The following is a 21,164-nucleotide window of genomic DNA, read 5'->3' as shown; positions in this document are numbered from 1 at the left end:
GACCTCCCGCTTGCAAGGCGGGTGCTCTCCCTCTGAGCTACCGCCCCAAGCCTAGGGGAGTATAGCCCAAAAGGGGGGGTTACGCAAAGCCCCTCTTCCCTCTATAATCGGAGAGGTGTGCCGGGCCAGCCCACGGGCAGGGGAAGGTCCCGTGGGAAAGAGGCCGGTGCACGGGAAACGCCAAGCCCAACCTTCCCCGAACGGGAGGAATATGCCAGTAAACATCAGCGTTAAGGAGCTTCTTGAGGCAGGGGTTCACTTCGGTCACGAGCGTAAGCGCTGGAACCCCAAGTTCGGGCGCTACATCTACGCGGAGCGCAACGGCATCCACATCATTGACCTGCAGAAGACCATGGTGGAGCTGGAGCGCACCTTCCGCTTCCTCGAGGACCTGGCCATGCGGGGAGGCACCATCCTCTTCGTGGGCACCAAGAAACAGGCCCAGGACATCATCCGCATGGAAGCGGAACGGGCGGGGATGCCCTACGTGAACCAGCGCTGGCTGGGTGGGATGCTCACCAACTTCAAGACCATCTCCCAGCGGGTAAACCGCCTGGAGGAGCTGGAGAACCTCTTCGCTTCCCCCGAGATCCAGGACCGGCCCAAGAAGGAACAGGTACGTCTGAAGCACGAGCTGGAGCGCCTGCAGAAGTACCTTTCGGGTTTCCGGCGTCTGAAGCGCCTTCCTGACGCCGTCTTCGTGGTGGACCCCACCAAGGAGGCCATCGCCGTCCGGGAAGCCCGCAAGCTCTTCATCCCCGTGGTGGCCCTGGCGGATACCGACTCCGATCCCGAGCTGGTGGACTACATCATCCCCGGCAACGACGACGCCATCCGTTCCATCCAGCTCATCGTCTCCCGGGCGGTGGACCTCATCATCCAGGCCCGGGGCGGGGTGGTGGAGCCCTCCCCCTCCTACGCCCTGGTGGAGGAGGCCGAGAGGGCCGAAGCCCAGGTCCAGGGGGCATCCGACCTTGGTGAGGACGAGGTGGAAGCATGAGCCAGATGGAACTCATCAAAAAGCTGCGCGAGGCCACGGGGGCCGGCATGATGGACGTGAAGAAGGCCCTCGAGGACGCCGGTTGGAACGAGGAAAAGGCCGTGCAGCTCCTCCGGGAGCGGGGAGCCATGAAGGCGGCCAAAAAGGCGGAGCGGGAGGCTAGGGAAGGGGTCATCGGCCACTACATCCACCACAACCAACGGGTGGGGGTCCTGGTGGAGCTCAACTGCGAAACGGACTTCGTGGCCCGGAACGAGATCTTCCAGAACCTGGCCCGGGATCTGGCCATGCACATCGCCATGATGAACCCCCGCTACGTTTCCGCCGAAGAGATCCCCGCCGAGGAGCTGGAAAAGGAGCGGCAGATCTACATCCAGGCCGCCCTCAATGAGGGTAAACCCGCCCAGATTGCCGAGAAGATCGCCGAAGGCCGCCTGAAGAAGTACCTGGAGGAGGTGGCCCTTCTGGAACAGCCCTTTGTCAAGGACGACAAGGTCCGGGTCAAGGAGCTGATCCAAGAGGCCATCGCCAAGACTGGGGAAAACATCGTGGTGCGGCGCTTCTGCCGCTTTGAGCTGGGGGCATAGGCTATGCTGGACACCCGGGGTCCTTTAGCCAAGGGACCCCGGTTTTTCCCTTGCCATGAAGTACAAGAGGGTTCTCCTTAAGCTTTCCGGCGAGTTTCTGACCGCAAACGGCTTCGGCATTGAGCCCGAGGCCACCAAGGCCTTGGCCAAGGAGATCAAGGCCGCCTACGACACCGGGGTCCAACTGGCCATCGTGATCGGGGCGGGGAACCTCTGGCGGGGGGCAAGGCAGGGCGTGGGGATGGACCGGGCCACCGCCGACTACATCGGCATGCTGGCCACCATCATGAACGCCCTGGCCCTCCAGGACGCCCTGGAATCCCTGGGCATTCCCACCCGGGTCCAGACCGCCCTCACCATCACCCAGGTGGCCGAGCCCTACATCCGCAGGCGGGCCCTGCGCCACCTGGAGAAGGAGCGCATCGTCATCTTTGGGGGGGGAACGGGCAACCCCTTCTTCTCCACGGACACCGCCGCCGCCCTAAGGGCCTTGGAGGTGGGGGCCGAGGTGGTCCTCATGGCCAAGAACAAGGTGGACGGGGTCTACTCCGATGACCCCCGTAAAAACCCCGATGCCGTGCGTTTTGATGAGCTCACCTACCTGGAGGTCTTGAACCGGGGTCTACAGGTCATGGACACCACCGCCATCACCCTGTGCATGGAGGCCGGGCTTCCCATCGTGGTCTTTGACATCTTTAAACCTGGCGCTCTGGTGGGTATCATCCAGGGGGAAAAGGTGGGTACCCTGATCCACACCTGAAGGAGGTGCCATGAGCCTGAAAGAGCTTTATGCGGAAACAAGGGCGCACATGCAAAAGAGCCTCGAGGCCCTGGAGCACAACCTGGCGGGCCTGCGCACCGGGCGGGCCAACCCTGCCCTTCTCCTCCACCTCAAGGTGGAGTACTACGGCACCCATGTGCCCCTGAACCAGATCGCCACCGTCACCGCTCCCGACGCCAAGACCCTGGTGGTGCAGTCCTGGGACCAAAACGCCCTAAAGGCCATAGAAAAGGCCATCCGCGACTCCGATCTGGGCCTGAACCCCGCCAACAAGGGGGATGCCCTGTACATCAACATCCCTCCCCTCACCGAGGAAAGGCGCAAGGAGCTGGTGAAGACCGCCCGCCACTACGCCGAGGAGGGCCGGATCGCCATCCGCAACCTCCGGCGCGAGGCCTTGGAAAAACTCAAGAAACTTTCCAAGGAACTCCACCTTTCCGAGGACGACACCAAGCGAGCCGAAACCGAAATCCAAAAGATCACCGACGAGTTCATCGCCAAGGTGGACGAGCTTTTGGAGAAGAAGGAAGAGGAGATCCTGGGCTAAGAGCCCGGGGTCCCATCTTTGGTCTGCTGTGGCCGGTTTGCCCAAAGGGCATCGCCCCCTCGCCCTAGGGCCCCTAGGGAAGGAGGGGTGATGGAGGGGAAGGAGAACCTTCCCACTCGGGTCCTTTCCGCCCTGGTAGGGGCCCTTATCCTCCTATGGGTGCTGTGGGCCGGCTTGCCCTTAATCCTCCCCACCCTGGTTTTCGTCCTTTGGCTGGGGAGCCTGGAGCTTCGGGATATGCTGGGCAAAAGGGGCATCCGGCTGAACCTGCCCTTTTTGCTGGGCGGAGGGGTGCTCCTCTTCCTTTTCTCCTTGCCCCCACTCCACTGGCACTTCCCCCAGGTGCCCTGGCGGGAGGTGGCCCTGGGGCTCTTTCTCTTGGGCAGTTTCAGCTATGAGCTCCTAAAGGGCGCAGACCTCACCCGCTTTGCCTTTACCCTATTCGCCTTCTTGTACCTGCCCTGGACCCTGGGATACGCCCCCCTGTTGCGGGAGCTCCCAGACCCTACCCTGGGCCTTTGGACCCTCTCCCTCCCCTTGGTGGCCAGCTTCGCCACCGACATCGGGGCCTACTTCGTGGGCCGAACGTTGGGCCGGCAGAAGCTGGCCCCGGAGATCTCCCCTGGGAAAACGGTGGAGGGCTCCTTGGGGGGCATCGCCGTGAGCTTTTTGGCCCTGGTCCTCTACACGAGCCTGGTGCGGGAGGTATTTCCCTTCGGGCTTTTGGAGCTTTGGCTTTTCAGCCTCCTCCTCTCCCTGGCGGCCCAGCTTGGGGACCTGGTGGAGTCCATGCTGAAGCGCTACTGCGGGGTCAAGGACTCGGGGCGCTTCCTGCCGGGGCATGGGGGGCTTTTGGATCGGATTGACAGCCTCCTCTTTACCTTCCCCCTCACCTACTTTCTGGTGGTGCTCTTCACATGAAACGGGTCATCGTTTTGGGCTCCACAGGCTCCATCGGGCGGCAGGCCCTCGAGGTCTGCCGCTGGCAGGGCTACCGGGTGGTGGGCCTGGCCGCCGGGAAGAACCTGGAGACGCTTTCCCAGCAGATCGCCGAGTGGCGGCCTTCCCTGGTGGCGGCGGACAAAAGCCTTCACGGGGAGCTCAAGTCCCGTTTCCCCTGGCTTAAGCTGGCCTCCCCCGAGGAAGTGGCCGCCTTGGAGGCCGAGGTAGCGGTAGCCGCCATCCCCGGGCTTGCGGGGCTTTCCCCCACCCGGGTGGCGGCCCAGACGGGCAAGCGCATCGCCCTGGCCAACAAGGAGGCCATGGTGGCCGCCGGGCCCCTCCTCTGGCAGGAGGTGGAGGCCCATGGGGCCGAGATCCTCCCCGTGGACTCGGAGCACTCGGCCCTCTTCCAGGCCCTTTTGGGCGAGAGGCGGGAGGACGTGGCCGAGCTCATTCTCACGGCCAGCGGCGGACCTTTCCTAAGGGAGCCGCAAGACCTCTCCCAGGTCACGCCGGAGATGGCCCTCAACCACCCTCGCTGGCGCATGGGCCCCAAGGTGACGGTAGACTCCGCCACCCTCTTCAACAAGGGCCTGGAGGTCCTCGAGGCCAAGGAGCTCTTCCGCTTTCCCTTGGAGGGGATCAAAGTCTTGGTCCACCCTCAGGCCTACGTGCACGGGTTGGTGCGCTTTGTGGACGGAAGCCTTAAGGCCCAACTGGGCCCCACGGACATGCGCCTTCCCATCCAGTACGCCCTCACCTACCCCGAGCGGGCGGAAACCCCTCTTAAGAACCTTCCCCTCCCCGGGGAGCTGGAGTTTTTGGAGCCAGACCTAAACCGCTTCCCCGCCCTAGAGGTGGCCTACGAGGCGGGAAGGCGGGGCGGGGTGGCCCAGGTGGCCGTTTCCGCCGCCGACGAGGTGGCGGTGGAGGCATTTTTGGCCGGCCGGATCCCCTTCCCCCACATCCCCAAAATCCTGGCCCAGGTCCTGGAAAACACCCCTTCCCTTCCCCTAACATGGGAGAACCTCTTCGCCGTGGACGCCTGGGCCCGGGAGGAGGCCAAGAGGTGGACATGAGCTTGATCTGGTTTCTGATCATCATCGGGGTCAGCATCTTTGTGCACGAACTGGGACACTACCTGGCGGCCCGGGTCCAAGGGGTGCGGGTCAAGGCCTTCAGCCTGGGCTTCGGTCCCATCCTGTGGAAGCGCCAGGCCTGGGGCACGGAGTGGCGGCTTTCCGCCATTCCCCTGGGGGGGTATGCGGACATCGAGGGCCTCCTCCCCGAGGAGCGGGGCCGGGGGTACGACGCCCTTCCCTTTGCGGGGAAGCTCTTGGTCCTGGTGGCTGGGGTGGTGATGAACGTCCTCTTGGCCTGGGGGCTTCTGGCCTTCCTCTTCAGCGCCCAAGGGGTACCCCAGGCCACGGGCAGAGCGGCCATCATGGAAGTCCTTCCGGGAAGCGTGGCGGAGGCGGCCGGTCTAAAACCCGGGGACCTCCTGCTGGCCGTGGATGGCCAACCCCTCACCCGGGCCCAAGAGATTGAGCGGGTGAAGACCCCGGGGACCCATACCCTCACGGTCCTGCGGGAGGGAAAGGAGGTGAGCCTTTCCCTTACCTGGCAAGAGGGGATGGAGCGGCTGGGGGTGGTGTACCAGCCGGAGGTGGCCTTCCGCAAGGTGGGTTTCCTGGAGGGGCTGGGCCTTGCCGTGGGCCGCACCCTGGCCTTTGGGCCCCAGATGGTGAAGGCCCTGGTGGGGGGGCTTTTGGGGGTGCTTGCCGGAAACCCGGATAGCGGGGTGGTGGGGCCCGTGGGCATCGTGGCGGAAACGGGCCGGGCCGCCCAGGAAGGGCTTTTCCGGCTCCTGGAGCTCACCGTGGCCATCAACCTCTCCTTGGCCCTTTTCAACCTCCTGCCCATCCCCGCCTTGGATGGAGGGCGGATCCTGATCCTCTTCCTCTCCCGCTTCCTCCGCATCCGGCCTGAGCAGGAGGCCATGGTCCACTACCTGGGCTTTCTCTTCCTCATCCTCCTGGTCATCCTGGTCACCTTCCAGGACCTAAGAAGGCTACTGGGAGGCTAGATGGAGGCCACGGTCCTCATCCCCGCCTACAACGAAGAGGCCACCGTGGCCCGGGTGGTAGAGGTGGCCAAGGAGGCGGGGTTTCCCGTGGTGGTGGCCGACGACGGTTCCCAGGACGCCACCTCTGAGGTAGCCGCCAAGGCCGGGGCCCAGGTGGTGCGCCTTGGCCAAAACCGGGGCAAAGGGGGCGCCGTGGCCCAAGGGCTTAAGGAGGTTACCACCCCCTTCGTCCTCCTCCTGGACGCCGACCTGGTGGGGCTAAGGGCAGAGCACCTCCATGCCCTTCTGGCCCCGGTTTTGGAGGGTAAGGCGGAGATGACCGTGGGGGTCTTCCAAGGGGGCCGGTTTTCCACGGATCTCGCCATGCGCCTCACCCCCTTCCTTTCCGGGCAGCGGGCCCTAAGGACGGAGGCGCTAAGGAGGGTGCCGGGCCTCGAGGCGGCCCGCTACGACCTGGAACTCCTCCTCACCCGCCACGGCAAAAGGGAGGGCTGGCGGGTCCTTTATCTGCCCCTAACCGGGGTGAGCCAGGTGATGAAGGAGGAAAAGCGGGGGCTCATACCGGGCTTCCTTCACCGCCTGCGCATGTACCGGGAGATCCTCCGCTACTACCTCAGGGCCCAGCTCTAAGGAGCCTCGGGAAGCCTTAAGAGTTCCACCCAGGACCCTCCCGTGCGGTAGGCCACCACCCCCAGGCCCGGGACCAAGAAGAGCTCATTGAGGTCCGTGCCGCCCCTTTCCGTGGTAAAGGCCACCCGCACCCTATAGGCGTTGAAGGCCCCGGCCTTTACCCTCACGCCTTCTATCCCCTCCACCCGGGCGGAAAGGGCCACCCGTTGCCCACGGAACTGGGCGCTTCCCCCCCAGGCCAGCCCCACCTCCAACCTTGAGGGGTAGACCAGGAGAGGGGGCGTAAAGGGGAAGTACCCCTCGGGCAACCCCACCCCGAGGAGAACAAGCCCCTCGGAGCCCCGCTTGAGCCGGTCTTCCCGAAAGACCCGCCCTTCCCTTAGGTAGCGGAGGCGGAAGCCCTCCGGGGTGGGCACCAGCTCCTGCACCACGCCGTCGGAATACCGGTACCGCCCACCCGCCTGGGGAAGGACCTGGCCCAGGGCCAAGGAAAGGAGGACCACCAGCGCCAAAAGACACCGGAACCCCTGGGGCCTCCCGGAGCGCTCCATGGCCTTTCTACTCCGCCTCCCCCAACTCGTGCCCCCGCCGGGTGGCCGCCTCCACCGCCTCGTAGAAGGCGGCCCTTAAGGCCCGGGCCTCGAGGGCATGAAGGCCGTGGATGGTGGTGCCCCCAGGGCTTGCCACCTCGTCCTTCAGCTGGGCGGGATGGCGGCCCTTTAGGAGCTCCCCCGTGGCCGCCAAGGCCTCCGCCGCCAGGCGCAAGGCCAGGGCCCGGGGCATGCCCATCTTCACCCCGGCATCCGCCAGGGCCTCGGCCACCAGGGCCAGATAGGCGGGGGCCGAGGCGGACATGGCGGTAAAGGGGTCAAAGAGGTGCTCAGGGATCTCGTACACATCCCCCACCGTGGCGAAGAGGGCCCGGGCGAAGGCCAAATCCCCGGCCTCCCTGGCCTCCTTTAAGGCGGTGAGGGCGGTGGAGCTTTCCCCGATCACCGCCGCCAGGTTGGGCATGGCCCGCACCACCCGCCGGGTGTCCAGCCTGCGGGCCAACACCGCGGTGGACACCCCGGCCATGATGGAGATGTACCCCACCCCGGGATGGGCCATCTCCGGGGCCAGATGGGGAAAATCCCGGGGTTGGACGGCAAGAAGCACCCGTTCCGCCTGGGCGAGTTCCTTCAGGGTCAGGGGGCGGAGGCCGAAGGCCTCGGCCAGCTCCCGGGTGCGCTCCGGGGTCCGGCCTACCACCCCCACCTCCTCCGGCCTCAGGAAGCCCCGGTCCAAGGCCCCCTTCAGGATGCTCTTCCCCATCTTGCCCAGGCCCACAAACGCCAGCTTCATGCCCTAGAGTTTACCTTCCTCAGGCGGAGGTAATAGAACCCATCCAACCCCCCTTCCGGGGCCACGTAGACCCCAAGCCCCGCCTTAAGCACCGGCAAGGGGCACAGGAAGGGCTCGGGCACAAACTCCGGGTGGTCCGCAAGGAAGGCCCTGGCCACCCCTTCCCCTTCCTCCTCCGTTAGGGTGCACACGCTATAGACCAGCACCCCTCCTTCCTCCGTGGCCTGGGCGGCAGTCTCCAGGAGCATGAGCTGCAACTTCGCCATACACCTGGGGTCTTGGGGAGCCAGGCGATAGCGCAGCTCGGGATGGCTGCGAAAGGTGCCGGTACCGGTGCAGGGGGCATCCAAAAGGACCTTTTTCGCCTTTTCCGGAAGGGGTTCCCTCAGATCCTGGGTGCGGTAGGCCACCCTTAGGCCCAGCTTGGCCGCCGTCCTCCTACCCGCCTCCTGACGTTTAGGGTTCAGATCATAGGAGACCACCTCGGCCCCTTTGGCAGCGAGGTAGAAGGCCTTCAGCCCCGCACCCCCGCAAAGGTCCAAAACCTTCTCCCCTGGGGCTGGGTTTAGGAGCTGGACGGCAAAGAGGGAAGCCGGGTTCTGCGGCTGAAGGCCCAAAGCGGAAAAGTCCGTCTTAGGGCCCTCCCAAAGGTAACTGTCGGGAAGGGGGCCAGGCCTTAGTCCCGGCACCGGACGGTAGGCGGTGACGAAGAGGGGGGCGGGTTCGTTGAACCCCTGGGCGAAGTCCAGACTCCCAAAATACGTCCGCCAGGCCTGGCAAAGCCATTCGGGGAGGCTTAGGCGCACGCACTGCGGGGCCTCCCGGGGCTGGAGGTGCCGGAGCACGGCGTTGACCAAGCCCGCCAGGCGGGGCGCCACCCTCTTGGTCTCCTCCACCCAGGGGCTAACCCGGGCATGGTCGGGCTTGCCGGCCAGCCATTCCCAGGCTCCCAGGCGCAGGATCCAGCGCACGGTGGGTGGAAGCCCCTCGGGCCTAGGCAGAAGGGGCTCCAGGAAAAAGTCCAAAAGCCGGAGATGCCGCAGCGTCCCGTAGAGCAAATGGGTGGTGTAGGCCCTGTCCCGCTCTGGCCAATCCAGGCGGTCTAAGGCCCGGTCCAGAAGCAGCTGGGCCCTGCCACCCCGCTCCACCTCGAGGAGGAGGCGAACGGCCAGGGCCCGGGGGCTTTCCGGCCTCAAGACTCCAGGGGATGGGCCTTGATGCTGAACTTAAGGGCGGTCCGCTCCTCGTTCTCCAGGTCCAGCTTGACGAAGGCGGGCTTGACCACCAGGTCCAGGTTATCGGGGGCGATGTAACCCCGGGCGATGGCGATGGCCTTCACCGCCTGGTTCACCGCCTGGGGACCGATGGCCTGCACCTCCACCTCCCCCTTGGTGCGCAAAAGCGCCGCAATGGCGCCGGCCACGGAGTTGGGGCGGGACTTAGAAGACACGCGCAACGTTTCCACTTTGACCTCCTGAAAGCTCCTGGGCCACCCTGCTTTGGAAGGACAGGGGCGGCTTCAGGCCCATGGTAGAGCAAAAGGGCCCCGTGCGCAACTAGGAGGCCAGAACCCGCTCCTCCAAGCCCTTGAGAAGGCTTTCCACGTTCTCCTGCATGAGCTTTTGCACCAGCTTCTGCAAAAGACCACCAAAGATGGGTATGGTGAGCTCGTAGGTGAGGCTCAAGACCACCCGGGTGCCCTCCCCCTCCGGCAGGAAGACCCAGGTGCCCTCGTAGCGGTCAAAGTCCCCCTCGGGGGAGTAGAAGCGGTTCCGGAGGTTTTGGTCGTCCCACTCCTCCTCCTCCAGCCAGCGCACCTTCTTTCCCATGGCCACCGCCACCCACTCGCTTTTGGTGCGGTTTCCCTCTTGGGAAAGGACCTTGAGGCTTTCCACCTCCTTGAGGTAGGGCTTAAGGCCCTCTAGGTCCTTGGCCAGGGCATACACCTTTTCCGGCGGGGCCTGGATGAAGCGTTCCGCACGCACCTCGGGCATGGGCTCTTTTTACCCCGTTTCCTCCTCCATGACAAGCCGGTAGGCCTCCAAGGCCACGGAAAGGGGGAAACCCCGGCCCTGGAGGAAGCGCACCGCCTTGGCCTTGTCCTGGCGGCGGGGGTAGCGGCGGAGGACCTTTAGGGCCGCCTCCAGGTTCTCCTCTTCCCCATAGGCGCTAAGGACTTCCTCCACCACCTCCTCCGCCACCCCCTGGGCCCTTAGGAGGTGGCGGAGCTTATGGGGACCGTACTTCCGCCTACTGGCCACAAAGGCCTCCGCAAAGGCCCGGTCATCCAGGTAGCCCATGGCCTCGAGGCGGGCCAGGACCCCTTCCACCTCCCCTTCGGGAAAGCGGTCCCGAAGCTTCTCCCGCAAGCGGGCCCGGCTCAAGGCCTGCCTGGCCAAGAGCCTGAGGGCGTAGGCCATAGCCTCCGCCTTTTCCATACCCATAGGGTACGCTATGGCCCATGCGGGTCTTCGCCATCGCCGATCCCCACCTCTCCCGCCTCCACCCCAAGCCCATGACCATCTTCGGGCAAAGCTGGCAGGGCCACCCGGAGGCCTTCTTTCGGGGCTGGCGGGAGGTGGTGGGCCCGGAAGACCTGGTGATCGTACCCGGGGATATCTCCTGGGCCATGCGCCTAGGGGAGGCCTTACCCGACCTTCTGGACCTGGCCGCCTTACCGGGAAAAAAAGTGCTTCTAAAGGGCAACCACGACTACTGGTGGCCCTCCATAAGCCGCTTAAGGGCGGTCCTGCCCCAGGGTATGTATGCCCTACAACACGACGCCCTGGTGTTGGAAGGGGTGGGGGTGGCGGGCACTAGGGGCTGGCAGTACCCGCCCCCTACCCCGGAGGACGAAAGGATCTTCGCCCGAGAGGTGGAAAGGCTTAAGCTCTCCTTGCAGGATCTGAAGGGCAAGCCCTACCGCCAGCTGGTGGTGGCCTTTCACTTCCCCCCCTTTGGCCCTAAGGGAGAGGCCACCCCCCTTTTGGAGCTGGCTGCCCAGGCCCGGCCCCAGGCCATCGTCTACGGCCACCTGCACGGGGCGGATCCGGAAAAGCTTCCCCAGGAGTACCAGGGCATCCCCCTCCACCTGGTGGCCGCCGACGCCCTGGGCTTCCGGCCCAAGCTGGTCCTGGAGGTGGAATGAAAAGGTGGCCTGGGTCCTGGCTTCCCGCACCCCTGGGCCTCCTCTTTATCCTCCAAGGGCTCCTTCTCCTCGTTGGGGCCTCGGGCATGCTCCTTTTGGGGCTGCCCTTTGGCCAAGGGAGCCTAGGGGGGCTAGCCTTAGCCCTGGGCCTTCTCCTAGCCCTGGCCCTTTTGGAAGAAGCCTTCCGCCGGCTTTTCCCCTCCTCCTTCCCGGAAGCGGAAAGGCTCCACCGCACCTTGGGCCAAGCCCTACGCCAGGCAGGGGCAGGTCCTTCCCTCTTGCTCCTCCTGGCCCTCCTCTCGGGGGTAGCGGAGGAGGTCTTCTTCCGGGGCCTCCTGCAAAGCCTCCTCGTAGCCTGGCTGGGGCCATGGGGGGTCTTCCTTCAGGCCCTGGTCTTCGCCCTCCTGCATCCCGCCCCCAAGCGGGCCTTTGCCTATCCCCTTTATACCGGGCTTGCCGGGGTGTTGTTTGGGCTAGCCTACCTCCTCACGGGAAGCCTCCTCCCCGGCATCCTGGCCCATTTCCTCCATAACGCCCGGGGATTCTATGAGATATCGCGAACCTAAAAAACTGTAGCGCAAGATCCCCCTCTTCGCTAGAACCAGCGCCACACTCTTGGCGCAAAACCTGCTACAATAGAGGCAAAGCTATGAAAACCCATTCCTAGGCCCCTATGGAGGAGGGCGTCCATGAACGAACTGGAGCGCATCCGCCGCCGTCAAGACCTCGAGGCCTACCGGGCTCTTAGCTGGGAAGGCTCCTTCGCCGATTACCTAAGCCTCCTAAAGCAGGACCCCAAGCCCCTCAGGACCAGCTTCCAGCGGGTCCACGACATGATCCTTGCCCAAGGGGTGGAGGAGTACACCCTCTTCAAGGAGAGGCTTCTCCACTACCACTTCTTTGACGACCCCTTTGAGGAGGGCAAGGACGCCATCTTTGGGCTGGATAAACCCCTCATGCGCCTGGTGGCCACCATAAAGGCCGCCGCCCACCGCCTGGGGCCGGAAAGGCGGATCCTCCTCCTGCACGGTCCCGTGGGCTCGGCCAAAAGCACCATCGCCCGGCTTCTCAAGAAGGGCCTCGAGGCCTATAGCCGCAGGGAGGAGGGCAAGCTTTTCACCTTTTACTGGAAAACCCCCGAAGGCCCCCTCCCCTGCCCCATGCACGAGGAACCCCTTCACCTCCTGCCCAGGGAGCTCCGGGAGGAGTTTTTAGGGGAGCTAAGGCACCTCCACCCCGACTACCCCTATCCCCTCGAGGTGGAAGGGGACCTCTGCCCGGTCTGCCGCTTCCAGATGCGGGAGGCCTTAGCCCGGCACGGGGGGGATTTGGCGGCGGTATTGGAGGAGGAGGTCGTGGTCAAGCGCCTGGTCCTCTCCGAGAAGGACCGCATCGGCATCGGCACCTTCCAGCCCAAGGACGAGAAGAACCAGGACTCCACCGAGCTCACCGGGGACATCAACTACCGCAAGGTGGCCATCTACGGCTCCGACTCCGACCCTCGGGCCTTCAACTTTGACGGGGAGCTCAACATCGCCAACCGGGGCCTGGTGGAGTTCATAGAGATCCTCAAGTTGGACGTGGCCTTCCTCTACGACCTCCTCACCGCCAGCCAGGAGCACAAGATCAAATCCAAGAAGTTTGCCCAGACGGATATAGACGAGATCATCCTTGGGCACACCAATGAGCCTGAATACCGAAAGCTCCAGGCCAACGAGTACATGGAGGCCCTGAGGGACCGCACCATCAAAATAGACGTCCCCTACATCCTGCGGGTCTCCGACGAGGTGAAGATCTACCGCCGGGACTTCAGCAAGGTCAGGGCCAAGCACATCGCCCCCCACACCCTGGAGATGGCCGCCACCTGGGCGGTCCTCACCCGGCTGGAACCCCCCAAGCGGGCGGGGCTTACCCTGATGCAGAAGCTGAAGCTCTACGACGGCAGGCTCCTTCCCGGCTGGACGGAGGAGGCGGTGCGGGAACTCATGGCCGAGGCCAAGCGGGAGGGCCTGGAAGGCATCAGCCCCCGGTACATCCAGGACAAGATCTCCAACGTCCTGGTCACCTCGGAGGAGCCCTGCATCAACCCCTTCATGGTGATGAACGAGCTGGAGGAGGGCCTCAAGCACCACTCCCTCATCTCCGACGAGAAGACCAAGGAGCGGTACAAGGCCCTCTTGCAGGAGGTAAAGGCGGAGTACGCGGAGATCGTGAAAAACGAGGTGCAAAGGGCCATCGCCGCCGACGAGGAGGCCTTAAACCGCCTCTTCCACAACTACATTGACCACGTGAAGGCCTACGTCCTGGGGGAGAAGGTGAAAAACCCCTACACCGGCGCCCCCGAACCCCCCAACGAGAGGCTCATGCGCTCCATTGAGGAGCGGATCGAGATCCCCGAGTCCCGCAAGGACGACTTCCGTCGGGAGATCATGAACTACATCGGCGCCTTAGCCCTGGAAGGGAGGCAGTTCACCTACAAGGACAACGACCGGCTACGCCGGGCTCTGGAGCTCAAGCTCTTTGACGACCAGAAGGACACCATCCGCCTTTCCGCCCTGGTCTCGGGGGTGGTGGACCCGGAAACCCAGGCCAAGATCGACGTGGTCAAGGCCCGCCTCATCCGCGACCACGGCTACTGTGAGCACTGCGCCAGCGGGGTTCTGGAGTTCGCCGCCTCCATCTTTGCCCGGAGCGAACGATGAGGCCCATTGAGCGCGACCTCCTGCGCTTTAAGGAGATCGTGCGCGGGGAGGTAAAGAAAAGGGCGCGGGAGTTTCTGACCCGGGAGGAGCTCTTCGGCCAGGTGGAAGGCCGCCTGGTCTCCATTCCCCTGCCCCAGCTGGAGCTCCCCAAGATCGTCTATGGGGAGCCCCTGGAGGAAGGCCTGGGCCTTGGGGGCCCGGGAACGGAAAGCCTGGGCCCCGGGGGGCACGTGCCCGTGGCCGAGCTGGAGCTGGAGGAGTTTTTGGACCTCATGGGCGAGGCCCTAAGGCTTCCCCGGCTCAGGCCCAAGGGGGAGGGGGAGGTTACCGAGGAGGCCTTCCGCTACACCACCATTGCCCGCAAGGGGCCTAGGGGCCTCCGCCACGTGCGCCGCACCCTTAAGGAAAGCCTCAAGCGGGCCCTCATCACCGGGGAATACCGCCCGGAGGAACCCCTCCTGGTCCCCGAGCGGGAGGACCTCCGCTACAAGGCCCCCAAGACCAAGCCCCGCCCCCACGCCCAGGCGGTGGTCCTTTTCGCCTTGGATGTCTCGGGGAGCATGCGGGAGGAGGAGCTTAGGCTGGTGAAGACCCTCTCCTTCTGGATCACCCTGTGGATCAAGCGCCACTTCCCCCGGCTGGAAAGGCGCTACCTCCTGCACGACGCCGAGGCCTGGGAGGTGAGCGAGGAAGAGTTCTTCCGCGCCCGGGAAGGAGGGGGAACGAGGCTTTCCAGCGCCCTCCTCCTGGCGGAGGAGATCCTGAAACCCTACCCCGAGGCCTTTTACAACCGCTACCTCTACCACTTCTCCGACGGGGAAAACTGGCAAGGGGATACCGCGGTGGCCCTCGAGGCCCTAAGGCGCCTCCTTCCCACCCTGGCCCTATACGGCTACGCCCAGGTGCAGGGGCCCTACGGCCAAGGGCATTTCCTCGAGGACCTGAAGGAGGCCTTGGGCAAGGAGGAAGGGCTGGCCGCCACCGAGGTGCGGGGGAAGGAGGACCTGCCCCTGGCCCTGAGGCGGCTTTTGGGAGGGTAGAGGATGCGCAAGGAGCTTCGCCGCTGGGCCGAACGCTTACGGGAGCGCGCTTTGGCCGAAGGCCTCTCCTTTCCCCCGGTCCTCTTTGAAGAGGTGGGCCCGGAGGAGATGGCCATGCTGGCCGCCTACGGGGGGTTTCCCCGGCGCTACCCTCACTGGCGCTTCGGCAGCGAGTATTTGCGCTACCGGGAAACCTACCGTTATGGGCTTGGGCGCATCTACGAGCTGGTGGTGAACACCCACCCCGTACGGGCCTACCTCCTGAGGGGGAACACCCTCCTCGCCCAAAAGCTGGTCATGGCCCACGTCTACGCCCACGCGGACTTTTTCCAGAACAACCTGGCCTTCAAGCCCATCCCCAAGGATATGCATGAGGAGATGGCTCACCATGCGGCCTTTGTGGAAAAGGCTATGGAGCGGCACGGGGCGAGAAGCGTGGAGGAGTTCTTGGACCTGGCCCTTTCCTTGGAAAACCTCATCGACCCCCAGGCCCTTTACATCCAAAGAAAAGAGGACGCCTCCCCCGAGGAAAGACCCCCTGACCGCCTGCGGGTACGCCCCTACCTGGACCCCTACGTGAACCCCCCACCCGAGCCCCCCAAGGAGGCCGAGGAGGGGGCAAGCCCCTCCCCTCTCCCTCCCCGGCCCACCCGGGATATCCTGGGCTTCCTGGCCCGGCACGCCCCCCTGGCCCCTTGGCAGAAAGGCATCCTGGAGATCATCCGGGAGGAGAGCCTGTACTACGTTCCCCAAGCCGCCACCAAGATCCTGAACGAAGGCTGGGCCACCTACTGGCACACCCGGCTTCTCCTCCCCCTCCTCTCCCCGGCGGAGGCCCTGGAGTTCGCCGAGCTCCAGGCGGGGCTTCTGGCCCCCCAGGGGCTTAACCCCTACCGCCTGGGCTACCTGCTCCTCAAGGAGGTGGAGGACCGCTGGGACAAGGGGCGGTTCGGCCCGGAGTACGAGGCCCTGCCCCTAGGGGAACGGCTCACCTACGAGAGGCCCACCGGGGAAGGCCTGAAAAAACTCTTTCAGGTGCGCACCATCCACACGGACCTGGGCTTTTTGGATAGCTTCTTGACCCCGGAGTTCGCCTTAAGGCAGAGGCTAATCTCCCCTGAGGACCTCCCCCGGTTCGCCGAGGCCAAACAGGCCCTCCTCTTCCGCCTCACCAACGCCGGCTACCCCATCGTGGAGCTGGTGGATGCCAACTATGGGAATCGCGGGGAACTTCTTTTGGAACACGCCTACGAGGGGGTGGGGCTGGACCTCAAAAAGACCAAGGCGGTGCTGGAGAACCTGCACCGCCTCTGGGGCCGGCCCGTGCACCTGAAAACGGTGGTGGAAGGCAAGGAAGCCTTGCTCTCGGCAGGGGCTTAGCGCAAAACCCTAAGGTACCCCAGAAGCAAGGCCTCGGAAAGCTCCCCCATGTGCCGGGCCACCAGCCGCCCTTCCCGGTCAAAGAAGAAGGTGGTGGGGAGGCCCTGGGTCTTCAGGGCCTGGGAAAGCTGGGTTTCCGGGTCCAAAAGGACCCATTCGGGGGCCAGCTTCTGCTCCTCCAAAAAGCTCCGCACCACCGCTGGCCCCTCCCCTTGGCTCACGAAGGCGAAGCGCACCTCGGGATTTTCCTGGCTCAGGCGCACCATCATGGGAAGCTCCCGCCGGCAAGGGGGGCACCAGGTGGCCCAAAGGTTTAGGACCAAGGGCTTCCCGCGGAAATCCTGGAGGCTGACCGGGGTACCCCCGAGGGTGGCCAGGGTGACCGAGGGCAACCGCACCTCCTCCCCCCCTCCCTTCCTCTGCACCAGGAAAACCCCGAAGACCAAGCCCGCCGCCAACGCGGAGAACAGGGCATACCGCCAAAGGTTTTTGGGCAGTGCCATCAGCGTGTACCCTCCCGCAGCCAGGATACCCCACACGGGGCTAAACCCCCCTTGCCAGATGTAAAGGGCGGAAAGGGGATCCCGGGCAAATACCGAGGCGTTTTCCAGGACGAAACCCAGCCGCGCCCCCACCAAGCCCAGGAGGATGGCGTTATAGGCCCAAGGGCCAAGCCTGCGGTCCACCTTCCGGGCCCAGGCCTCCGCCAGGAGCACCATGGCCAAAAGGGCCAGGAAGACCTGAAACCTGGCCCAGGGGATGGCAAAAGGCCCGATCTGGAAAGCATCCATCTAGCGAACCAAGGGGAAGCCCGCCCTTTCAATGGCCAAAACCCCTCCCTCCAGGTTGTAGAGGTTGGTGTACCCCTTCCGCTTCAAGTATTCCGCCGCTTGGCGGCTGCGGTTGCCGCTACGGCAATAGAGGTACACGGGCTTGTCCTTGGGCAGGGTGTCCCCCCACTGGGCGATGGCCTCCACGGGCAGGTTGATGGCCCCGGGCACGTGCCCCCCAGCGAACTCCTGGGGGGTACGTACGTCCACGATCACCGCCCCCCTCTCCACCGCCTGGTAGAGCTCCTCGGGACCCACATTGGTGTAGCTCCCCTTGGGCCCACAGGCGGCCAGAGCCCAGAGGGCGAAAAGACCTATGAGCGCGCGCCGGGTCATGCTAGGCGCTCACCCCCACCGCCTTGCGGATGGCCTGCAGGAACTGGGAAAGGGGCTGGGCCCCAAGAACCCGTTCCTTGCCGTGGTTCACGATGGTGTCGGGAACGCCGTGGATGTGGTAGCGGCTGGAGAGCTCGGGGAACTCGTTGGCCTCGATCATCTCGCCCCACACCTTGGGGGAAGCGTAGGCCATGCGGTGGGCGGTGCGCACCGCCTGGGGGCAGTAGGGGCAGGTGGGGGTGACGAAGACCTGGAGCACCACCTCCTCGGGGAGGTTGTTGAGCTCCTGGACCACGTTCTCCGGCAGGCCGTGGCCATCGCGGCCCAGCATCTCAATGTCCTCGAGGAGGCTGGCGAACTCATACCCTGCCGGAATCCCCCGGTAGCGCAGGTTGATGGCCTCTGAACCCTTCTCCCGCAGGATCAGGGTAGGGGGAGCCTCCACCCGGTATTCCTTGGCCTTCTCCTTCCCCTCCGGGGTGGCCAGGTCGTAGACCACCAGGTGCAGCCTAGGGGAGAGACCCGCCAGTTCCTCCAGAAGCTGCTTGGTCTCCTTGCAGTAGAGGCAGGGCTCCTTCCCCGGGGCGATCAGGGTGGAGGTATCGGTGAAAAGCACCAGCTCCACGTCCCGCTCTAGGTTGGCAAGCCGCTCGCGTACAATCTCCTGTTCCTTGGGTCCCAGTAGCGCCATCGTATCCTCCCGGATACCCCTATCGGGGTACATCCTTTCACCACTATAGCAAAGAAGGGACGCCAGGAGAATGTGCCCATTATCTCCATCCCCCGCTTGACCCATATACCCCATATGGGTATACTGCAGACCGTGGGGGCAGATGTCCCTGTCTGGAGGTGAAACATGGTTTTCCGCCAAGTCTACGAAGAAGGTCTAGCCCAGATGAGCTACTTCCTCGGTTGCGCCGCCACGGGGGAGGCCTTGGTGGTGGACCCCAAGCGGGACATTGACACCTACCTGGAGATGGCCCAGAGCTTCGGCATGCGCATCGTGGCCGTGGCCGAGACCCACATCCACGCCGACTACCTCTCGGGGGCCAGGGAACTGGCCAAGGCCACGGGAGCCACCCTCTACCTTTCCGACGAGGGGGATGAGAACTGGAAGTACCAGGGGTTGGAGGGCTTCAGCTACGTCCTCCTCAAGGATGGGGACGAGTTTAAGGTGGGGAATATTCGGGTCAAGGCCGTGCACACCCCTGGGCACACCCCGGAGCACATCTCCTTCCTGGTGGCCGATGGGGCCGTCACCGATGAGCCTCTCCTTTTCCTCACCGGGGACTTCGTCTTTGTGGGGGACATTGGCCGGCCGGACCTTCTAGAGGAAGCCGCAGGCATCAAGGGCACCGCTTTGCCCGGGGCCAAGCGCATGTTCCAAAGCCTCAAGGAGAAGTTCCTGACCCTTCCCGACCACGTCCAGGTCTGGCCCGGGCACGGGGCGGGTTCCGCCTGCGGCAAGGCCCTGGGGGCCCTTCCCGCCACCACCGTGGGCTACGAAAGGCGGTACGCCTGGTGGGCGGGGTACCTGGACCGAAACGACGAGGAAGGCTTTGTCAAGGCTCTGCTGGAAGGCCAGCCGGAGGCCCCCACCTACTTCAAGGAGATGAAGCGGCTCAACCGGGATGGCATGCCCATCCTGGGGGGCATCCCTCACCCGGGCCGCCTCACCAAGGCGCAGTTTGAGCGCTACCTGGCAGAGGGGGCTATTCTGGTGGACACCCGGGACAAGTTCGCCTTTGCGGGCGGGCACCTCCGGGGGGCCATCAACATCCCTGCGGGCAAGAACTTCTCCACCTGGGCGGGGTGGCTTCTGCCCTATGAGCGGCCCCTCATCCTCCTGGCCCACCCTTCCGAGGTGGAGGCCCTGACCCGGGCCCTGATCCGCATCGGCCTGGACGAGGTGGTGGGGTACATCCCGGGCCTCGAGGGCTACGCCGACGGGGAACTGGAAACCGTGCCCCAGATTACCGCCAAGGAGGCCCATGCCCTCTGGCAAAAGGGCGAGGCGGTGATCCTGGACGTGCGGGGCCGGGACGAGTACCTGGCCGGGCACATCCCCGGGGCCATGAACATCCACGCGGGCCGCGTCCTGGCCCACCTGGACAAGCTTCCCCAGGACAAGCCCCTCATCGTTCACTGTGTGGGCGGGGACCGCTCCAGCACCGCCATCAGCGCCCTCTTGTCCCATGGCTTTAAGAACGCCCTCAACCTCACCGGGGGGATCAAGGCCTGGCAGGAGGCGGGCTTCCCGGTGGTGAGGGGGGAGGAGCTGGTCCAAGCGTGAGTAGCCCGCTGGGGAGCTGGGGCCATACCCCGGTTCCCCAGGGCATCTAGGGGAGGCCAACCATGTACGAAGCGCAAGTCAAGGACCTAAGCCCAGAAGATGCCAAAGAGCTTTACGACCAAGGTGTGCCCTTCATAGACGTGCGGGAGGTGGAGGAGTACGCCCAGGCCCGGATCCCGGGGGCGGGCCTCCTCCCCCTTTCCGAGTTCATGGCCCGCTATGGGGAGATCCCCAAGGACCGGCCTGTGGTCCTCTACTGCCGCACGGGAAACCGCTCTTGGCAAGCGGCCGCCTGGCTTTCCGCCCAAGGTTACGGGAACATCTACAACTTAGAAGGGGGGATTGTTCGCTGGTACCGCTCAGGCCTTCCCGTGGACACCACCCCGGTGGAGGTGGGCTACGCCGCCACCCCCTACCAGGAAGTGGGCCCCCATGAGGCGGAAAAACTCTTGCAGGAGGCCCTGGTGGTGGATGTCCGGGAGCCTTGGGAGTACGCGGAAGGGCATGTGCCCGGGGCCATCAACATTCCCCTCTCCTCCCTGCCGCAACGCCTGGCCGAGCTTCCCCAGGACCGGCCCATCCTCCTGGTCTGCAACTCCGGCAACCGCTCGGGGGTGGCGGCGGACTTCCTGGTAGGTCAGGGCTTCCCGGGGGACAAGGTGTTCAACCTCGAGGGCGGCACCTACGCCTGGATGGGAGCAGGCCTCCCGGTGGAGCGATGATCCTCGCCCTGATCGGAGCCCTTCTCATAGGGCTTTCCTTGGGCCTTTTGGGTTCGGGGGGGTCCATCCTCACGGTGCCCGTCTTGGTCTACCTCCTGGGCGAACCTCCCAAACAGGCCATCGCCGAAAGCCTCCTCATCGTGGGGGGGATCGCCCTTTTGGGGGCGATCCCCTACGCCCTCAGGGGTCTTGTGGATGGGCGCAACGTGCTCTTCTTTGGCCTTCCGGGCATGGCGGGCACCTACCTGGGAGCCTGGCTTTCCCGCTTCGTCTCCGGGGAGGTGCAGCTTCTCACCTTCGCCATGGTGATGCTCCTAGCCGCCTACTCCATGGCCCGGCCCACCCCCTTATCCTCGGCCAAAAGGGCCCCCCGCAAAGCCTGGAAGGTGGTCCTGGATGGCCTAGCCGTGGGAGCCCTTACCGGATTTGTAGGCGTGGGGGGAGGGTTTCTCATCGTCCCCGCCTTGGTCCTCCTGGGGGGGCTTCCCATGCACCTGGCGGTGGGCACAAGCCTTCTCATCATCGCCCTTAAATCCTTCACCGGCTTCTACAAGTACCTGCACCTCCTGCCCCAGTACGGCCTAGGGGTGGACTACCCCGTGGCCCTTCTCTTCATCGCCGTGGGCACCCTGGGGAGTTTTTGGGGTGGGCGGCTTGCCGTGCGCCTGCCCCAGGAGAGCCTGAGGCGGGGCTTCGCCCTTTTCCTGGTGGTCATGGGGGTTTTCATCCTGGGCCAGAACCTGGTCCAGGGACATTAGACTAAAGGGGTGCCCTTCCGCACCCTCCTGGCCATCCA

Annotated in this window: 25 protein-coding genes; 16 read left to right on the top strand and 9 right to left on the bottom strand. The window is 64.8% G+C overall.

Annotation, left to right across the window (positions count from 1 at the left end):
• The first annotated feature begins 211 nt into the window (after positions 1–211).
• From rpsB to Q0693_RS03060, 8 genes are all read left to right on the top strand, one after another.
• Positions 212–1,000, top strand: coding sequence for a 30S ribosomal protein S2 (rpsB, locus tag Q0693_RS03095; protein WP_298629127.1), 789 nt, complete (start codon positions 212–214; stop codon positions 998–1,000).
• A complete protein-coding gene (gene tsf, locus Q0693_RS03090) occupies positions 997–1,587 on the top strand; it encodes a translation elongation factor Ts (protein WP_114313408.1) in 591 nt (196 codons plus the stop codon). The genes rpsB and tsf overlap by 4 nt, the downstream gene beginning before the upstream one ends.
• Positions 1,588–1,642: 55 nt before the next feature.
• Entirely contained in the window at positions 1,643–2,347 is a 705-nt protein-coding gene (pyrH, locus tag Q0693_RS03085) for a UMP kinase (RefSeq protein ID WP_243030720.1), read from the top strand.
• A 10-nt stretch (positions 2,348–2,357) separates the two neighbouring features.
• Positions 2,358–2,915, top strand: coding sequence for a ribosome recycling factor (gene frr, locus Q0693_RS03080; RefSeq protein ID WP_243026667.1), 558 nt, complete (start codon positions 2,358–2,360; stop codon positions 2,913–2,915).
• A 90-nt stretch (positions 2,916–3,005) separates the two neighbouring features.
• Entirely contained in the window at positions 3,006–3,836 is an 831-nt protein-coding gene (locus Q0693_RS03075) for a phosphatidate cytidylyltransferase (RefSeq protein ID WP_298629124.1), read from the top strand.
• Positions 3,833–4,936, top strand: coding sequence for a 1-deoxy-D-xylulose-5-phosphate reductoisomerase (gene dxr / locus Q0693_RS03070; protein WP_298629122.1), 1,104 nt, complete (start codon positions 3,833–3,835; stop codon positions 4,934–4,936). Before Q0693_RS03075 ends, dxr begins: the two co-directional genes overlap by 4 nt.
• Positions 4,933–5,943, top strand: a complete 1,011-nt coding sequence (locus tag Q0693_RS03065) for a M50 family metallopeptidase (protein WP_298629120.1) — start codon at positions 4,933–4,935, stop codon at positions 5,941–5,943. Before dxr ends, Q0693_RS03065 begins: the two co-directional genes overlap by 4 nt.
• A complete protein-coding gene (locus Q0693_RS03060) occupies positions 5,944–6,573 on the top strand; it encodes a glycosyltransferase family 2 protein (protein ID WP_298629118.1) in 630 nt (209 codons plus the stop codon).
• Here Q0693_RS03060 and Q0693_RS03055 read toward each other — a convergent pair.
• The 6 genes from Q0693_RS03055 to Q0693_RS03030 form a co-directional block, all read right to left on the bottom strand.
• Positions 6,570–7,124, bottom strand: coding sequence for a hypothetical protein (locus Q0693_RS03055; RefSeq protein WP_298629116.1), 555 nt, complete (start codon positions 7,122–7,124; stop codon positions 6,570–6,572). The genes Q0693_RS03060 and Q0693_RS03055 overlap by 4 nt on opposite strands.
• Before the next feature lie 7 nt (positions 7,125–7,131).
• The gene (gene proC / locus Q0693_RS03050) at positions 7,132–7,917 is read right to left on the bottom strand and encodes a pyrroline-5-carboxylate reductase (RefSeq protein WP_298629114.1); all 786 of its coding nucleotides are present in this window, start codon (positions 7,915–7,917) and stop codon (positions 7,132–7,134) included.
• On the bottom strand, positions 7,914–9,113 hold the full coding sequence (locus Q0693_RS03045) for a transcription antitermination factor NusB (RefSeq protein WP_298629112.1): 1,200 nt from the start codon (positions 9,111–9,113) through the stop codon (positions 7,914–7,916). The genes proC and Q0693_RS03045 overlap by 4 nt, the downstream gene beginning before the upstream one ends.
• Positions 9,110–9,382 carry a stage V sporulation protein S gene (locus tag Q0693_RS03040; RefSeq protein WP_014515944.1) on the bottom strand — a complete coding sequence of 91 codons (273 nt, stop codon included), beginning with the start codon at positions 9,380–9,382 and terminating at the stop codon, positions 9,110–9,112. Before Q0693_RS03040 ends, Q0693_RS03045 begins: the two co-directional genes overlap by 4 nt.
• Before the next feature lie 91 nt (positions 9,383–9,473).
• On the bottom strand, positions 9,474–9,911 hold the full coding sequence (locus Q0693_RS03035) for an SRPBCC family protein (RefSeq protein ID WP_243030732.1): 438 nt from the start codon (positions 9,909–9,911) through the stop codon (positions 9,474–9,476).
• Between the two features lie 9 nt (positions 9,912–9,920).
• On the bottom strand, positions 9,921–10,361 hold the full coding sequence (locus Q0693_RS03030; RefSeq protein WP_243030733.1) for a regulatory protein RecX: 441 nt from the start codon (positions 10,359–10,361) through the stop codon (positions 9,921–9,923).
• Positions 10,362–10,378: 17 nt separating this feature from the next.
• Here Q0693_RS03030 and Q0693_RS03025 point away from each other — a divergent pair, with 17 nt between their 5' ends.
• From Q0693_RS03025 to Q0693_RS03005, 5 genes are all read left to right on the top strand, one after another.
• Positions 10,379–11,065: a metallophosphoesterase gene (locus tag Q0693_RS03025; protein ID WP_243030735.1), complete on the top strand. Its 687-nt coding sequence runs from the start codon at positions 10,379–10,381 to the stop codon at positions 11,063–11,065.
• Entirely contained in the window at positions 11,062–11,631 is a 570-nt protein-coding gene (locus Q0693_RS03020) for a CPBP family intramembrane glutamic endopeptidase (RefSeq protein WP_298629106.1), read from the top strand. The genes Q0693_RS03025 and Q0693_RS03020 overlap by 4 nt, the downstream gene beginning before the upstream one ends.
• Before the next feature lie 123 nt (positions 11,632–11,754).
• Positions 11,755–13,767, top strand: a complete 2,013-nt coding sequence (locus Q0693_RS03015; RefSeq protein ID WP_298629104.1) for a serine protein kinase — start codon at positions 11,755–11,757, stop codon at positions 13,765–13,767.
• Entirely contained in the window at positions 13,764–14,807 is a 1,044-nt protein-coding gene (locus tag Q0693_RS03010) for a DUF444 family protein (protein WP_298629102.1), read from the top strand. Before Q0693_RS03015 ends, Q0693_RS03010 begins: the two co-directional genes overlap by 4 nt.
• A 3-nt stretch (positions 14,808–14,810) precedes the next feature.
• Entirely contained in the window at positions 14,811–16,187 is a 1,377-nt protein-coding gene (locus Q0693_RS03005; protein ID WP_298629100.1) for a SpoVR family protein, read from the top strand.
• Here the strand turns inward: Q0693_RS03005 and Q0693_RS03000 are convergent.
• The 3 genes from Q0693_RS03000 to Q0693_RS02990 are packed head-to-tail and all read right to left on the bottom strand — an operon-like array spanning position 16,184 to position 18,044.
• Positions 16,184–16,978: a TlpA disulfide reductase family protein gene (locus Q0693_RS03000; RefSeq protein ID WP_298629098.1), complete on the bottom strand. Its 795-nt coding sequence runs from the start codon at positions 16,976–16,978 to the stop codon at positions 16,184–16,186. The genes Q0693_RS03005 and Q0693_RS03000 overlap by 4 nt on opposite strands.
• Positions 16,979–17,353 carry a rhodanese-like domain-containing protein gene (locus Q0693_RS02995; RefSeq protein WP_243030746.1) on the bottom strand — a complete coding sequence of 125 codons (375 nt, stop codon included), beginning with the start codon at positions 17,351–17,353 and terminating at the stop codon, positions 16,979–16,981.
• Between the two features lies 1 nt (position 17,354).
• A complete protein-coding gene (locus Q0693_RS02990; RefSeq protein WP_243030748.1) occupies positions 17,355–18,044 on the bottom strand; it encodes a thioredoxin family protein in 690 nt (229 codons plus the stop codon).
• Between the two features lie 165 nt (positions 18,045–18,209).
• Here Q0693_RS02990 and Q0693_RS02985 point away from each other — a divergent pair, with 165 nt between their 5' ends.
• From Q0693_RS02985 to Q0693_RS02975, 3 genes are all read left to right on the top strand, one after another.
• The gene (locus tag Q0693_RS02985; protein WP_298629095.1) at positions 18,210–19,646 is read left to right on the top strand and encodes an MBL fold metallo-hydrolase; all 1,437 of its coding nucleotides are present in this window, start codon (positions 18,210–18,212) and stop codon (positions 19,644–19,646) included.
• Positions 19,647–19,708: 62 nt separating this feature from the next.
• The gene (locus Q0693_RS02980) at positions 19,709–20,368 is read left to right on the top strand and encodes a rhodanese-like domain-containing protein (RefSeq protein ID WP_298629093.1); all 660 of its coding nucleotides are present in this window, start codon (positions 19,709–19,711) and stop codon (positions 20,366–20,368) included.
• Positions 20,365–21,126 carry a sulfite exporter TauE/SafE family protein gene (locus Q0693_RS02975; protein ID WP_298629091.1) on the top strand — a complete coding sequence of 254 codons (762 nt, stop codon included), beginning with the start codon at positions 20,365–20,367 and terminating at the stop codon, positions 21,124–21,126. Before Q0693_RS02980 ends, Q0693_RS02975 begins: the two co-directional genes overlap by 4 nt.
• Positions 21,127–21,164 lie beyond the last annotated feature (38 nt).

This window comes from uncultured Thermus sp., assembly GCF_938010445.1.
GTDB classification, from domain to species: domain Bacteria; phylum Deinococcota; class Deinococci; order Deinococcales; family Thermaceae; genus Thermus; species Thermus altitudinis.
The sequence above is the reverse complement of the archived record's forward strand: the minus strand, read 5'-3'. Positions and strand labels throughout refer to the sequence as shown.